Genomic DNA, 14,641 nt, shown 5'->3' on the forward strand with positions numbered 1-14,641 from the left:
AACCTCGTATGGGGGAGAAGGAGCGGAACCGCGATTCCGCTCCCCGGTCGCCGGGAGGAGAGCTAGATCTTGTAGGTACGCTTGCGAGTACCTTCGAGCCGCTGAAGGATCGCCTGGCGTCGCTCTGGCTTTGCCATGAACTCCTGGAACCCGACGAGGCCCGCCTGCGCCATATCCGGATCGCTGTCGCGGTCGTAATATTGCGAGGTTCCCTTGACCTGCTTTAGCGATTCGACCGCGGCATTCACCAGCGGGTCCTTGCTCGGCGGAAGGTCGTTGCGCGGCGGAACGTTGCCGCCCGGCTCCAGATATGTTGCAAGGTTTTCCGGCTTGTAGAAATACGCGAGGAACTCGCGGGCGCCCTGCTTGTTTTTGCCATTTGCCGGAATATGCACCGAGTTCAGTGAGAATTCCTCGAACCTTGGAACCTTGGCATCGAGGATGGGGAATGGTGCAAAGGACAGCTGCGGCAGATCCGCCTCCGTAAAGGCCGCCCGGAGGAAGGCCCCGAGATTCATCATCCCGGCCTTCTTTTGCGCAAGCAGAGCCGCCGCTTCCTGCCAGCCGAAGGAGGTGTGATTCTGCGTGAACACGTCCTTTTTGATCATGGCTTCCCACTGATCGAAGACCGGTGTCAGTGCCGGGTCGAGATAGCTCATCTGGCCATCCATCAACGCCATGTGCTTCTCAAGGCCGTTGATGCGAAGATTCATCTGGTCAAACCAGCCGGCAGCCGGCCACAGTTCCTTGGTGCCGATGGCGACCGGCGTCAGTCCCGCGGTCTTCGCCTTATCGCAATAGGCCCCGAACTCCTCGGCACTCGTCGGCACGGTCAGCCCGTTCTGATCGAAGACATCCTTGCGGTAGAACATGCCCCAGAGCGTCCCACCTGTCGGCAGACCATATTGCCTGTTGTCGACCGTTACCGCGCCCGCGCTTGCACCGAGAACGTCTTTGTACTTCTCCTTCTCGAACAGGTCGGAGATGTCGTCGAACAGACCGCGCTTGACGAATGCCCGCATGCGATTGCCCGAAAACCAGAAGCAGACATCCGGCGCTCCTGCCACGAGATAATTCCGGATCGCGGTCTTGTGGGCCTCGTGATCCATGTTGTTGATCACAACCTTGGTGCCCGCCTCCTTGCTGAAATCCTCGGCGATCTTCTTCAGCGCCTCAAGCGCCTTGCCATTGCTCTCGGCGGAAATCACATTGATCTCTTGAGCTTGCGCGATGGCGGGGATCGGAAAGCTTCCCGAGATAGCGGCGGCGGACGCGAGGCCCGCGCCTTTCAGAAAACTGCGGCGCGTAGGCGCCGGGAACTGCTTGAAATATGCCATTGAACTCCTCCCAGTTGAGCTGATCAACACGTCTCGGCGACCGTCCTCCAAAACGGTGATACCGAGCATTCAACGTGCCGATCGCGTCTTTACGAGTTGATCGACGGGGCGAAGTTATGCATAGATCAAACAACGTCGCAATAGTTTATTTACAAAATAAAGGAACTCGGTCGTGAAGCTCAAAGGCGATCCAACGACTGCCCGTGCTCTCAATCGCCGCCTGATCTTGAACCTGCTCCGTCAGGACGGGCCCAAGAGCCGCGCGGAACTGGCAATCATCACGAGGCTGAGCCCGGCCGCCGTGACGTTCGTGGTTGCCGACCTCGTGGAAGAAGGCGTCGTCACCGAAGGCGAAGCCGTTTCGGGCTATACCGGCCGACGGCCCATTCCCGTGCAAATCAATTACGGACATGGGCTCGCGATCGGCTTCAAGCTGATGGCCGATACCGTGGAATGCGTGGCAACCGATCTCGCAACAAATCCCCTCGCCGCCCTCAGGGTTCCGATGCCGAGCAAGGCTCCCGATGACGTCGCCGATCTGCTTGCGACAACGGTGCCGAAACTCGTCGCCCTCGCCGGGCGCCAGGACGCAAGGCTCACAGGCATAGGAATATCGATGCCTGGCGTCATCAATCATGAGCAGACCGTCTGCATAAAAAGCCACCGCTTCGGCTGGAACGACGTGCCCCTGGCATCGCTGCTGGCGGCGCGCGTCAATGTTCCCGTCTGGCTCGAGGACGATACGAATGCCTATGCGATTGCTCAGCAGTTATTCGGCCTTGGACGACAGCATCGCGACATGGCGGTCTTGGCCGTCGGCGTTGGAATAAGTTGCGCGCTCGTTATCGACGGCAAGCTCTATCGAGGCGCGAACGGCGCAGCCGGAAAATTCGGGCACACTCTCTACGAAGAGAATGGCCGTCCGTGCGAATGCGGCAAGCGCGGCTGTCTGATGGCCTATCATTCCGAAGCTTCCATGCTGCGACGCTGGCGCGAGGCGAATGGCGAAGGGCCGGACCTCAGTTTGCGTGACCTACGTCATGCGCTCGCCGCCGAAGATCCGACCGCGGTGAAGATCGTCGAGGAGTCCGGCCGCGCAATCGGCACGGCGCTCGCCAATCTCGTGAACGTGACGGACCCCGAAGTCATCGTGGCGGGCGGAGAAGCAGTTTCCCTCGGGGAGCACTTCCTGGTACCGCTACGCGAAGCGTTGGCCCGCCGCACATTTCGCACGCCCCCCGCGATCCTTCCGGACTGGGAAGACAATTCGTGGGCGCGCGGTGCCGCGGCACTCGTAACCCAACGCATGTTCGATTTCGAATCCTCAGGCGGTGTCACAAGTGCCGGTTAGGCAGCGGCGAAGAGAGCATCCAGGAAATGATACCTGCGGCAACTGATCCGACAGACTGCTTCGCTCTCGTTTAAAGTCCGCACCTAACGCGTCCCCGCCTCAACAGCGGGTTTTCTTTGTGATCGGCATATCGCACAGCGCAAGCTATCGCCCTCAACAGCCAGTGAAATGCTCTTCGAGAGCAAGCAGACCCGCGAAGATGACGATCGAGAGGAGCCACCCGAGAACCACGTCGGAGGTGTAGTGAGCACCGACCGCGACCCGGAGAAATGCGGTTGAAAGCGATGCAAGGATTGCTGGCGGGGCGATCCAGGCACGGTAGCGGGGCGGAAGCAGTATGAGCAAGCAGATCAGCCAGCCTGCTCCGGACGCCTCCCCCGAGACAAAGGAGCAATTGGCCTGGCATGTGCCGTGGAAGGACCCGGCCGGCATGAACCGGTTGCCACCGCCGAACAGGTCGGTTCCGCTCGGCCGCGGCCTGCCCGAATGGCCCTTCAAGATGAGGTTGGTGATCAGTCCCGTGCCAAGCACCAGACTTATCAGCGACAGCCACAGTCGCCGGATTGCAAGTCGATCGCGAAACTGCCGCGAGACGCGCGCCGCGATCAAGCATGCCACGATGATCGTGGCGGCGGCGAAAGGCAATGCGTAAAGGAACCAGCGAAGCGCCGTGATCGATGGCAACTGGTTGAGGGCGAAGTAACCGCAGGGCTTAGCAGCCGTGGTGCCGACACACAGAGGACCACTGAAAAAATATGCAGATATGCGGACGTCGATCATCGGCCAGGCATGGAAGATCGACAACAGCAGCGCCCATAGCGAGGCAAGGATGAAAAATCGGTCTGCATAAGTGCGCTGGTTTGAAACCGCGGATAACGTGGTCATTTCGAAACTTTCAATGAAATTCTCTCGGGCCTTATTCCGCCCTTCCCTGACAGGGGCCTGAACGGCCATGGGGAAGAAGTGCGCGGGGAAGCCGACCGGGTCGCAAGAGCCGTCGTTTTCTCCTGATGAGAGGCCATCCAAAACGTTCGCACGCCGGTACCGGTTGTTTTCCAGTGTCCACAGGGGTCGGCGTTATTCAGGTAGCTGTCAGGTTCATCAGCGATGCGGTTCGAACTGGCTCGGTCTGAAAGACTCGCCCGAGCAACCCGTCAGGCCAGCATCAAGAGATACAATCAGGCAATGAAGCAAGCTTTCTGGAAATCCCGCCCGAGCGTCGGCAGCTTTACGATATGTGCGATTACAACGGCGTATCTTCTGCTGATCGCGAACCAAACATTCTGGACGCGCGCAGCGGACTACTTTCGGAACGACCGCCTCGCCCTCATCCTCTTCATAACGGGCATATCCGCAGGTGCGCTTGCAATCCTGACGATGGTCTCCGCAAAGTATGTGACGAAGGCGTTCCTGATCGTCTTCGTGCTGACAGCCTCTGCGGCATCATGGTTCACCGATCAGTTCGGCGTGATCGTCGATCGTGAGATGATCCGGAACATGATGGATTCCAATGCCGCGGAAACCGGCCATCTCATTACGCTTCGGTTCGTGATTCATCTGCTTCTGACGGGTGTTCTTCCGGTCGCCCTGATCCTGTGGGTGCGCATCGTTCACCGCCCGGTCCTGTCGAAGCTTCTCCACAACACCGCGATCATCGTGGCGTGCCTGCTCGTTCTGGCGGGCTCCGCGATTGGCGACTACAAGACCATCGCTGGCGTCGGACGCGCGCACCCCGATATCATGGAGCCGTTAACACCGTTCTTTCCGATGACGAGCGCGGTTCGCTATGGTCTTGCCGTTATGAAGGGACCGCGTGGCGCGCCGGAGCCTCTTGGCACGGATGCCCGCAGAGTTGCCGGCGCCAAGCCACGCGTTACCGTCATCGTCGCGGGCGAGACCGCTCGCGCGGAAGACTTCTCGCTCGGCGGGTATAAGCTCGACACCAATCCCGAACTGAAAAAGCGGGACGTCGTCTATTACCCGAACACGACGAGTTGCGGAACGTCGACTGCGGTGTCGCTCCCGTGCATGTTCTCCATCTACACGAGGCAGAGCTATTCACACGACAAGGCGCTTTCCACGGAAAACCTGCTCGATGTCCTGAAGCACGCCAACGTGTCGGTATCCTGGCTGGACAACGACACCGGCAGCTACAACGTGACAGACAGGGTCGCGTATGATTTTCTGCCGCCGTCGGCCGATCCGCGCTTCTGCAGCGGAGGCGAATGCCATGATGAAATCCTGCTCGACAGGATGGACCAGTGGCTGAACAATATCCACGGCGACAGCGTGCTGGTACTTCATCAGCTCGGCAGCCATGGACCGGCATACTTCGCCCGTTATCCGGACGCATTCCGCCGCTTCGTCCCGGACTGCCGCGCCGACGACTTCGGCAAGTGCTCGGAGGAAGAGATCCGAAACGCCTACGACAACACTGTCCTCTACACGGATTTCGTGGTTTCGCAGGTTATCGACAAGCTGAAAGCGCGGGAAACGTCGATCGCGGCATCCGTCATCTACGTCTCAGACCACGGCGAATCTCTTGGTGAAAATGGCCTTTACCTGCACGGTGCGCCCTATCTTGTCGCACCGTCCCAGCAGACGCACGTTCCGTTCCTTGCCTGGATTGCCCCCGACGTTCAGAAGTCAAACGGCTTCGACGTAAGCTGCATGAGCAAGAACGCGTCCGCACCGGTCTCCCACGACAACCTCTTTCACAGCGTGCTGGGATTGATGGACGTTTCCACCACAGCATATGACCGATCGCTCGACGTATTCGCTGCCTGCCGGACTCCCGGCGTCGTTGCTGAAAATTCCACGACAAGAACTGCAGCGATTAAATGACGTCGCTCCGCCGTTGTCGGCGGAGCCGCCCTGTGTTCACCAGAGGATGGGACGTAAGCCAGACGGGCCGGATGGATAGCCTCGAAGCGTGGCGTCGGCTGACTGACGCTGCGCTCCGAAGTTGACGCTCTCATTCGGCACGGCAAGGTCGCTCCTGCCGCACCGTTACTCAATTGCCACCATGCGCGGCGATCGCCTCCTCAAGGTCTTTCAGCTCTTCGCAACCGGCCGGGCAAAGCTGCTCGAGCGAGGCAAGCTGCAACTTCGCCTTCGCCGTATCGCCGGTCTGCAGATAGAGTTCGCCGAGGTACTCGTGAGCCGCCTTGTGATCCGGCTGCAACTGGAGAGCCTTGTTGTAGTAGGCGAGCGATGTGTCGTATTGGCCCGTCATGCGCAACGTGTAACCCAGCAGATTGTAGACATCCGCCTGCTGATTATCCTCGGCAAGGCCGCGCAGCTCGTCGAGCGCAGCCGCGTAGTCCTTTGCAGCGATCTTGGCACGCACCGACGTGAGATCCGGCCCGTTGCCGGTTTCCATATCGTCGATGGCAAACGCTGGAATGGCTGCCAGCGTCGAGATCGCGGACGCCGCCGCAGATACCGAGCAGAAGCCGATCGCAGCAAGAACGACGTAGTTTGTGAATGATCTTTTCATTGCGATATCTCCTCAGGCATGGATGGTTGGCGTAAACGCGTAGGCATTTCCGTCCTTGACGAAGCTGCCTGATCCGGGGAACGGAAAATGCGAACCGCAGATGGCGATCTTGTCGGCTATGACGCGATCGATCAGCTTGCGTCGGCTGGTTATCGCAAGCGGCCCATCCTGATCGTAGCTGCCCTGCCATTCCGGGTGCGGGGCAAGCAGCGCCGGGACGTACATGATGTCAGCCGAAACCAGCAGTTGGCTGTTTCCGGAGCTGACGAGGTAGGCGGCATGACCGGGCGTATGACCGGGCGCCGAAATTAGCTGGATCCCGGGCGCCACCTCCGCGCCGTCCTCGACGAGCTTCCAGTTCTTCCAGGTCGGGAAAACCGCCGCTATTCGCTTGCCGGCGGGTTTGCGCCCTTCAGGAAGCGTCTCGATGCGCGACGGATCGGTCCACCAGTTATATTCGGTGGAATGCACGATAAGCTCGGCATTGTCGAAAACCGGCGCATTCGAACCCTTCTCCATCAGCCCCCAGACATGATCCGGGTGGAAATGCGAGATCATCACCGTATCGATCTTCTTGTAGTCGATACCCGCAGCGGCCATGTTGGCAGGAAGATGGGTTGCGTTGGTCTGCCATTGGCCGACGCCGGAGCCGGCATCCATCATGATCAGCCTGCCTCCCACCTTGAGCACGACGACCGTTAGCGGAATCGGCATGAAGTCGGTCGGGAGATCGGCGTTTGCGAGCGCTCTCTTGGTCTCTTCGATCGAGGCGTTCTTGATGAATGCCGGGTCGTGCGGCTTGCGCCAGATGCCGTCATAAATGGCGGTGACTTCGATATCGCCGACCTTGTAGCGATAGAAGCCGGTCACTGGCTCATCGGGAGATGCGGCAAAGGCCGGCGCCAGCATTTCCAGTTTGGACGCCAGGCCGAATGCGACTGCAGCGGCAGCCGATCCGAGCACGGCGCGGCGTGACATATCAAGCATGGTAGTGCCTCCTCAAGGCGTTGCGGGTCGATCTGACGAGGTGCAGCAGCATGCCGTGCCTCGCTGAAAAACTAGACCGCATCAGCTTGGAGGTTATTCCGCCTCTCAGCGAAATTTCACGCAATACATTGAAAATAAAAGAACATTTGAAAACGCCGCGTTGCCGCGGAAAAATCTGCTGTCTCCGGGAATAAAACCGGCCCGTCGATGATCTTCATAGGGATAGGCCGTGTTGCGCACGCACGGGCCTGAGGATTAAAATCGCCTGGGCCTGGCGGCCGTTGAGGATGTGATGACCGACGTCAGTATCGCCTACCCCATACTGCCCGACGATTATCGGCTGGTCACGGCCGCACGGCACTGGCGTCGCCGCTCCTCGACATTCGCGACGATCCTTGCCCGGGCGGTGAGCTTGATCGTCGGCCTCATGGAAGAAACAAGAGGCCAGGCCCGACCCGACGTGCTCGCGACTCCCGCACAGCGGCTTTCGGCTGATCTCGCACTGCGGTTTCAACAGACGATCCTGCCTCACATGGATGCGTGCTACAATTTCGCACGGTTCCTCAGCCGCGATGCCGATGCGGCGCAGGACATTTTGCAGGACGCGTTTCTGCGGGCCTATCGCAGCTTCGCGACCTATCGCGGCGGCGACTCTCGCGCCTGGATTTTTGCGATCGTGAGAAACTGTTACCTTGCATGGCAGCAGAAAGGGCGCCGCCGTGCCCGTTTCGAAACGCCGTTGGACGAAAGCGGCGCGGACTCCGAAGAGACCCTGCCACATGAAATCGCCTCGCAGGAGGACACGGCGGAAACGGCGATGATCCGAGAGAGCGAGTCCGACAGAGTTCGTCGCGTCATCAGCATGCTGCCGGATGCCATGCGCGAGGTATTGGTTCTGCGCGAGATGGAGGAACTATCTTATCGGCAGATCGCCGAGGTCATCGATAGTCCGATCGGCACCGTAATGTCACGCATAGCCCGCGCGCGCCGCGAATTTGCCGAGGCGTGGGCCGCTCTCGGGGATGGAGAGGTGCCAGCGTGACCGACGACCGGAATCCTGGTTGCGGCGAATGGGGGCCGGTGTTGCATGCGTTCATCGATGGTGAACTTGATCTTATGCAGGCCGCCAAACTTGATACACATCTGGCGGGGTGTCCGGAGTGCCGGGAGGAGATCGAAAGGGTGCGTGTGGTGCGACAACTGACAAGCCGAGATGGAGTGCGGTTTCCACTTCCGGATGAGGTGCGCTCTCAGGTCCTGTCTGCTCTGTCGCGAGACATGCAGATACCGTCTTCGACACCTCGTGCAGAAACTCAGCCCCTGTGGGGACGCTTCCTCCGCTTCATACGGGACTGGAGCCTCGTCCCCTCGCTAGCCGCACTGGCCGCAAGCGCCGTGCTCTTCTTGAACACGCCGGCGCCCGATCTTGGAATCGAGGACCAATTGCTGGCGAGCCACGTGCATTCGATGCTGGCCGACCATCTGACCGACGTGCAGACCTCCAATCAGCATACGGTGAAGCCCTGGTTCAACGGCCGCATCGATTTCTCTCCGCCAGTCAACGACCTTTCCAAGGATGGATTCCCGCTGGTCGGCGGCCGCGCGGACTATATTGGCGGCAGGGTCGTCGCGGCGCTGATCTACCGGCACAACGGACACGTCATCAACCTGTTCATCTGGCCTCAGGCGGCCGTTGGCCAAACCGACAGCGAACATGACGGCTACAATATGGCAAAATGGTCGGCCGATGGGCTTGTGTTCTGGGCAGTATCGGACGTCAGTGCCGCCGATCTCGCGAGATTTCGGACAAGCTTCATGCGGCCGCCCGCGAATTAGAGCTATCCCCGGAATATGGGCCAGACCGCGCGCAGAGGTGACGTAGCAGGATTATCGAGGAGGCTACGGCCAGGATGTTGGGCACAAGACCGTAGCCTCCTCTGCTCCCTTGCGAAGGAGATAGGAAAGCGCGAGGCATCATCACTACATCGAACGCTTCCCATGTTGACAGTTAGGTCGCGGAGAGCCGGCGGGTAGTCGGACTGAAGTCTGATCCCGCCGTTTCACTGCAAGCGGCAGCAGCTCGGCCGCAAGTGCTCTACGCGAACCGTGCCGCGCTTCTTGCACGTGCTTTTGCCGCGACTTCCTCGCGATCACGTGGCGGCTGCGATGTTTCCATCGAGCTGAGCAAATCGCGTGCGCACGCCGCGATCGAACTCACCGCGTGCTCGAACGCAATCTCGTTGCGCTTCGAAGGTTTAGTCGTTCCGCTCAGCTTGCGCACGAACTGCAGCGCCGCGTCATGGATTTCATCATCCGTCGCCGGTGGATCGAAATTGAACAAGGGCTTTATGTTTCGACACATGGCTTTGCTCCCATTGGGCAGAGTGCTCAGAATAGAAAACTAGCCGCGCGACAGCAGATGGCAACCGGGAAGTAAGGCTACCGCCGGACGATGACCCTGGTTCCCGGCTTAACCAGCTCGTAGAGCTCCTCGACATCCTGCCGATACATGCGAAAGCACCCGCTCGACGCATTGGTGCCGATTGAGGAAGGATCGTTCGTCCCGTGTATGCGCAGCAGCCCGTCGGCGAGATAGATCGCCCGGGTTCCAAGCGGATTCGACGGCCCCGGCCCAACGACCGCTGGAAGTCTCGGATTTTTCTGGCGCATGCTGGCAGTCGGCCGCCATTCCGGATGCTGGCGCTTCGACACTACCCGCGTCGATCCGTACCACTGCTTGCCTGCCCGACCGACGGCGATCGGGTAGACATACTGTTCGCCCCTCGATGTCGTGTAGACAAGCGTATGTTCGCGCGTGGCAATGACGATAGTGCCTGCAGTACCGCGTATCGATGGCGCCCGTCGCTCCCTGTAAGGCTCGCGGTAACGTGGCGGGGGCTCATATTCGGGCGGTGGAGGATAGGCGCCGTAGGGGTCGTCATAACCGTAGCCACCATACTCGTCATATCCGTCGTATGGCCCATAGATCTGGGCTTGGGCCTGAAATACCGTCAGCAAAAGCGCCGCGGCAAGGAGAACCAGCAATCTCATCTTTCGCCATCCGCTTGTTATACAAGCTTGATTGGGCCGAACTCTGTGGCGGCACTATGACCGTAAACCTGGCTTCCTCGATTCCCCTGCTCCGCACCCCGTGACGCGCCGCCTTGCGCTTCTGTAGAAATACGTAAGTGGAATTCCCAATGTGCGCGCTTGCTTCAAGCCCCTATCCTGCATTCGGCTAGGAGACTGCTCGCGTGAACCGCGCCGGCCTTGCGAGGCAAGCAGGCCGCTGACCGGGAGAAATCAGCAGGGAGTAGGTTCGTGCACAAAATATTCGCTTATCTGACGATTGCCTCGTTTTTCTCGACGACCGCTTTCGCCGACCCCGCCGTGCTGACGGCAAACGTCAATCTCAGAACGGGACCCGGAACAGGCTTCGAGGCGATGCGCGTCCTTCCACAGGGGGAAGAGGTCGACATCAAGGAGTGCGACGCCGGTGCCGCCTGGTGCGCCGTGAGCTATTCCGGCGCCAATGGTTTCGTTGCCGGCAAATATCTCAATCAGTCAGAAGCGAGCGCGCCTGCCTGGCCCAGGGTGTTCACGACCGAGACAGGCGCAACAATCACCCTTTTCCAGCCGCAAATTACCAGTTGGACCGATTTTACCCTGCTCGAGGCGCTAATCGCGACCGAACTGAAACCCTCTGCCGACGCGAAACCGATCTACGGCATCATCGGGGTTTCGGCCAAGACAGTAGCTGACGACGAAAACGAGAATGTCACGCTGACTGAGGTCAAGGCGACGCGGGTGGAGTTTTCGACGCTGGATCGCAAGCAATTGTCGGACCTGTCGCTCGAGGTCGGAAAGCTGATGCCGACCGACCCCATCGTCGTGTCGGAGGATCGGCTGACGGCAAGCCTGGCGGACTACAAGCGGCTTGCCGATGTAGCCGACATCAAGACGGATCCGCCGCCGATTTTCACCAGCGAAACACCCGCGATCCTCGTTCAGACCAATGGCAAGGCTGTGTCGGCGCCGGTTAAAGGCGTGCCGGGTCTTTCCTTTGTCGCCAACACCAACTGGGATGTTTTGAAGGTCGACGCAACAGGCGCGTACTATCTTCGGGATGACAAGAGCTGGCTGACCTCGAACGCGTTGGAAAGCGGCTGGACCGAAGCCAGCACGCTGCCTGATGTTATCTCCAGCTTGCCTGCGGACGACAACTGGAAGGACGCAAAAGCCGCGCTACCGGCTGTTCCCTTCGCGGACAAGACCGTGCCAACGGTGTTCTACTCCGAGAAACCCGCGGAATTCTTGCTCTTCGACGGCAAGCCGGTTCTCGAGCCGGTGCCGGGAACAGGCCTTGAATGGGTGTCGAACACCACGAGCGCCGTCTTTTACCAGAAAGCGAGCAAGACCTGGTACACGCTCCTCTCGGGAAGATGGTTCTCGTCAGCATCCCTGAACGGACCTTGGACCTTTGCCACCGCCAGCCTGCCGGAAGATTTTCAGCGCGTGCCCGACGATGCGCCATATGCGGCGGTGCGCGCTTCCATTCCGGGGACCTCGGAGAGCGCCGAAGCGCGCCTGAGGGCGAGCATTCCGAAGATGGCGCGCGTTTCGACCGATGGATCGGTCAAGGTGGAGGTTAGCTATAGCGGCGAGCCGAAATTCGAGCCGATCGAAGGCACGTCGATGTTCTATGCCGTCAACGCAAATGAACAGGTGATAAAGGTCGCAGAGAAGTATTTCGTGCTCAAGGACGGCATCTGGTTTGTCGGCGACACGCCGACCGGACCATTTGCCGTCGCCCTTGCGGTTGCTGACGAAATCTATACGATCCCGCCGTCATCGCCGGTCTACAACGCCACCTATGTCCGCGTGTACGATACGGAGGATGACGCGGTCTGGTACGGCTATACGCTCGGCTACCTCGGCGCCTACCTGGCTTGGGATACGCTGGTGTGGGGTTCGGGCTGGTATTATCCGCCCTATTGGGACTACGACAACCCTGATTTGCCCTATTATCCGCCGCCGATAACCTACGGCGTCGGTGCCTTCTACAACCCTGCTTATGGCGCCTTTGGTCGCTACGGTTATGCCTACGGACCGAACCGCGGCCTTGTCGTGGGCGCTGCCTATAATCCGAAGACAGGCACCCATATCCGTGCCGGCGCGGTGGCCGGCCCCAACGGCGAGAGAGGCTTTATTGCTGCGTACAATCCGCGCACGGGCAATGCTGTCGTCGCGCGCGGAGGCCAGAATGTTTATGGCTCCTGGGGTAGCGTCTCCGTCAAGCACGGCGGCGAATTCGCCCGCATCAGCGGCGGATCGACGGGTAGTGCCGGCGGATTGCGCTGGCGCAACAGCGAAGGCGACAAGGGCTTTATCGCCGGAAGCAAGGGCGGCGATGTCTATGCCGGGCGTGACGGCAATGTCTATCGACGCCAGGACGGGGAGTGGCAGAAACATTCCACTGACGGCTGGCAGCCCGTCGGGCCGGAACGCCCCGACCGCGGCAGCATCAACCGGGCCGAGCAGCGCCCAACGGCAAACAGACCTCAAGCATCGAGGCCCAGGGCCGCGCAACGTCCGGCCGCACCGCGCCGCAATCCGCAGCGATCGCTCGACAGCATCCCGTCTCATCTCAACTTCGACATGAACGGGCGCCAGTTCGGCAATCGCAACGAACTGAACCGCGCCTATGGCCGCGGTCCCCAGTCAGGCGGTAATTTCAGTAACCTCAACCGGGGCGGCGGATTCCAGGGCGGCGCAAGCCGCAGCGGTGGTGGTGGAGGTCGCAGCTTCCAGGGTGGCGGCGGACGAGGCGGCGGCAGCGTTCATGGAGGTGGTGGTGGCCGTGGCGGCGGCGGTGGCGGTGGCCGAGCCATGCCCCGTGGGGGCGGGGGAGGTCGCGGCCGATGAACCGCGACACTGTTCCTCATCCAGTCGGCGCTCTCCAACAATGCTGCAGGCAGGTCCGACCAAACGCGTAGCAGACACGGATGGACACCCCTCCGATCATCGTTGACTACGCCGGGGTAATCCAAACCTCGCTCGCGCCGGTATTCCCTGTTGGCGGGCACAGCCGCTTTCGTCGGAATTTACTGCATCCGTCTCGGAAGGGTATCCGACCGGCTGAACGAGGTGATCGATACCGCTCTGACGAGATCCGACCGGCAACAGCAGCTCATCTATCTCCGCCGTCGCACACTGGTTCTGGAAATCGCCGTCATACTCGGTGTCGTGGCCGGCATCTGCACGTGCGGGGCAATCCTCAATCTCCTCTCCGGCGCACTCGCCATTCGCCTGCAACCTCAGAACATCTTCTGGTTCTTCGGTGGCGCAATCATATCGTTGATGCTGTCGCTCGTTGCCTTCCTGTTCGAACTGCTCGCAGCCGGCCGCAGCATGCTGATACAGATCCAAAAGGATCGGGATCTGATCAGTTGATCGCCGCCCTCGGCTGGAACCGGCGTTTGGCAAACCCGAGTTGACAAACGCCCGGCAGCCCATAGTCTGCGTGCATATTTCAGGATCGCAACCGTCTTCGGGATGAGGATCAGGCCTATGGCAAAGTGCATGACGCGACTGCTACTGGTCAAACTTGCCCTTTGCCTGTCCGCCTTCGCGGCGGGCGCTACAACGCTCGACACGATTGCCGAGCGAAACACGCTGCGGCTCGGTTACATCGCCGACGAGGCGCCCTTCTCGTCCGTCAAAGCCGGTGCTGATCCCGAGGGATACGCGATCGACCTCTGCGGCAAGATCGCCGACGAGATCGAGCATCAGTTTCCGGATCTGAAGCGCGAATACGTCCAGATGACGCTCGCCAACGGCTTCGATGCGGTGAAGGATGGAAACGTCGATCTTCTCTGTGGTGCGACGACGGTCAATCTGAAGCGGCGGGAAATCGTCGATTTCTCGCAACCGATCTTCCTGACAGGGGCGACTGCACTGCTCCGCAAGGATTCGGCCGACTACCTGCAGACGATGTTCCTGGACAAGCCCGCCGTCCGTGCTGTCAGCCAACGGATCGCATCCGCGCATGCAATCGGCGCACGCGCCAGCACGACCACGGGAATGGCCTTGCGGGAGGCATTGGCGACAACGCCGGCTTCAAAGACGAAGCTTGCCGCCTTCGAAACCCATGAGGAGGGGTTAGCAGCGTTGGAGGATCACAAGATCGACGCCTATATCGCTGACCGAGCCCTCCTCATCAGCCTCGTCAAGCGGGCGCGCGATCCATCCTCCCTCGAGATCGGCGACCGGCTCTTTACCCACGAACCCTACGCAATTGCCCTTCGCCGGGATGATGCCGACTTCCGCCTGCTCGCCGATCGTGTGTTGACGGATTTCTATCTGTCGGACGATTTTCTGCCGCTTCTGGAGCATTATTTCGGAGCCGAAGCTCCGATGCTTCACACGCAGGTCATCATGGAACACGTGCCCTATTGAGAAGGGAGG

12 protein-coding genes and 1 pseudogene are annotated in these 14,641 nt (G+C 60.2%); 7 read left to right on the top strand and 6 right to left on the bottom strand.

The genetic code is table 11. The features are described from left to right. Positions 1-62 precede the first annotated feature (62 nt). Positions 63-1,337 (bottom strand): ABC transporter substrate-binding protein, encoded by a 1,275-nt coding sequence (locus ASE04_RS15475; RefSeq protein WP_056818735.1) that lies wholly within the window; start codon positions 1,335-1,337, stop codon positions 63-65. Between the two features lie 172 nt (positions 1,338-1,509). Here ASE04_RS15475 and ASE04_RS15480 point away from each other — a divergent pair, with 172 nt between their 5' ends. Then, positions 1,510-2,688, top strand: coding sequence for an ROK family protein (locus tag ASE04_RS15480; RefSeq protein WP_056818737.1), 1,179 nt, complete (start codon positions 1,510-1,512; stop codon positions 2,686-2,688). Positions 2,689-2,841: 153 nt separating this feature from the next. Here the strand turns inward: ASE04_RS15480 and ASE04_RS15485 are convergent, their stop codons facing one another. Continuing rightward, positions 2,842-3,573, bottom strand: a complete 732-nt coding sequence (locus ASE04_RS15485) for a phosphatase PAP2 family protein (RefSeq protein ID WP_056818739.1) — start codon at positions 3,571-3,573, stop codon at positions 2,842-2,844. A gap of 300 nt (positions 3,574-3,873) precedes the next feature. On the opposite strand from ASE04_RS15485, the gene ASE04_RS15490 reads away from it, so the two are divergent. Then, positions 3,874-5,532: a phosphoethanolamine transferase gene (locus tag ASE04_RS15490; protein WP_056819117.1), complete on the top strand. Its 1,659-nt coding sequence runs from the start codon at positions 3,874-3,876 to the stop codon at positions 5,530-5,532. 169 nt (positions 5,533-5,701) lie between these two features. On the opposite strand, the gene ASE04_RS15495 is transcribed toward ASE04_RS15490, so the two are convergent. Together ASE04_RS15495 and ASE04_RS15500 are read right to left on the bottom strand one after the other, a co-directional pair. Next, on the bottom strand, positions 5,702-6,187 hold the full coding sequence (locus ASE04_RS15495) for a tetratricopeptide repeat protein (RefSeq protein WP_056818741.1): 486 nt from the start codon (positions 6,185-6,187) through the stop codon (positions 5,702-5,704). A gap of 12 nt (positions 6,188-6,199) precedes the next feature. Beyond that, entirely contained in the window at positions 6,200-7,174 is a 975-nt protein-coding gene (locus ASE04_RS15500; protein ID WP_056818743.1) for an MBL fold metallo-hydrolase, read from the bottom strand. 289 nt (positions 7,175-7,463) lie between these two features. Between ASE04_RS15500 and ASE04_RS15505 the strand changes: the two genes are divergently transcribed. Both ASE04_RS15505 and ASE04_RS15510 read left to right on the top strand, forming a co-directional pair. Continuing rightward, positions 7,464-8,216 (top strand): sigma-70 family RNA polymerase sigma factor, encoded by a 753-nt coding sequence (locus tag ASE04_RS15505; RefSeq protein WP_244490420.1) that lies wholly within the window; start codon positions 7,464-7,466, stop codon positions 8,214-8,216. Continuing rightward, positions 8,213-9,010 carry an anti-sigma factor family protein gene (locus ASE04_RS15510; RefSeq protein WP_056818747.1) on the top strand — a complete coding sequence of 266 codons (798 nt, stop codon included), beginning with the start codon at positions 8,213-8,215 and terminating at the stop codon, positions 9,008-9,010. Before ASE04_RS15505 ends, ASE04_RS15510 begins: the two co-directional genes overlap by 4 nt. Before the next feature lie 259 nt (positions 9,011-9,269). On the opposite strand, the gene ASE04_RS15515 is transcribed toward ASE04_RS15510, so the two are convergent. Beyond that, entirely contained in the window at positions 9,270-9,536 is a 267-nt protein-coding gene (locus ASE04_RS15515; RefSeq protein WP_056818749.1) for a DUF2277 domain-containing protein, read from the bottom strand. A 77-nt stretch (positions 9,537-9,613) separates the two neighbouring features. After that, positions 9,614-10,225: a L,D-transpeptidase gene (locus ASE04_RS15520; RefSeq protein ID WP_056818751.1), complete on the bottom strand. Its 612-nt coding sequence runs from the start codon at positions 10,223-10,225 to the stop codon at positions 9,614-9,616. A gap of 270 nt (positions 10,226-10,495) precedes the next feature. On the opposite strand from ASE04_RS15520, the gene ASE04_RS15525 reads away from it, so the two are divergent. From ASE04_RS15525 to ASE04_RS15535, 3 genes and pseudogenes are all read left to right on the top strand, one after another. Further along, positions 10,496-13,099 (top strand): SH3 domain-containing protein, encoded by a 2,604-nt coding sequence (locus tag ASE04_RS15525; RefSeq protein ID WP_244490421.1) that lies wholly within the window; start codon positions 10,496-10,498, stop codon positions 13,097-13,099. 80 nt (positions 13,100-13,179) lie between these two features. Beyond that, positions 13,180-13,627, top strand: a pseudogene (locus tag ASE04_RS15530) (DUF2721 domain-containing protein). A gap of 117 nt (positions 13,628-13,744) precedes the next feature. Beyond that, on the top strand, positions 13,745-14,632 hold the full coding sequence (locus tag ASE04_RS15535; RefSeq protein WP_056818753.1) for an amino acid ABC transporter substrate-binding protein: 888 nt from the start codon (positions 13,745-13,747) through the stop codon (positions 14,630-14,632). The last annotated feature ends 9 nt before the right edge of the window (positions 14,633-14,641 follow it).

Origin of the sequence: Rhizobium sp. Root708 (assembly GCF_001429725.1) — a bacterium.
Taxonomy (GTDB): Bacteria; Pseudomonadota; Alphaproteobacteria; order Rhizobiales; family Rhizobiaceae; genus Rhizobium.

Bases quoted from the DNA above. Each gene is read 5' to 3' on its own strand.
- ASE04_RS15515 (WP_056818749.1), bottom strand. From the start codon at position 9,536: ATGTGTCGAAACATAAAGCCCTTGTTCAATTTCGATCCACCGGCGACG.
- ASE04_RS15485 (WP_056818739.1), bottom strand. From the start codon at position 3,573: ATGACCACGTTATCCGCGGTTTCAAACCAGCGCACTTATGCAGACCGA.
- ASE04_RS15475 (WP_056818735.1), bottom strand. From the start codon at position 1,337: ATGGCATATTTCAAGCAGTTCCCGGCGCCTACGCGCCGCAGTTTTCTG.
- ASE04_RS15490 (WP_056819117.1), top strand. From the start codon at position 3,874: ATGAAGCAAGCTTTCTGGAAATCCCGCCCGAGCGTCGGCAGCTTTACG.
- ASE04_RS15535 (WP_056818753.1), top strand. From the start codon at position 13,745: ATGGCAAAGTGCATGACGCGACTGCTACTGGTCAAACTTGCCCTTTGC.
- ASE04_RS15495 (WP_056818741.1), bottom strand. From the start codon at position 6,187: ATGAAAAGATCATTCACAAACTACGTCGTTCTTGCTGCGATCGGCTTC.
- ASE04_RS15520 (WP_056818751.1), bottom strand. From the start codon at position 10,225: ATGAGATTGCTGGTTCTCCTTGCCGCGGCGCTTTTGCTGACGGTATTT.
- ASE04_RS15500 (WP_056818743.1), bottom strand. From the start codon at position 7,174: ATGCTTGATATGTCACGCCGCGCCGTGCTCGGATCGGCTGCCGCTGCA.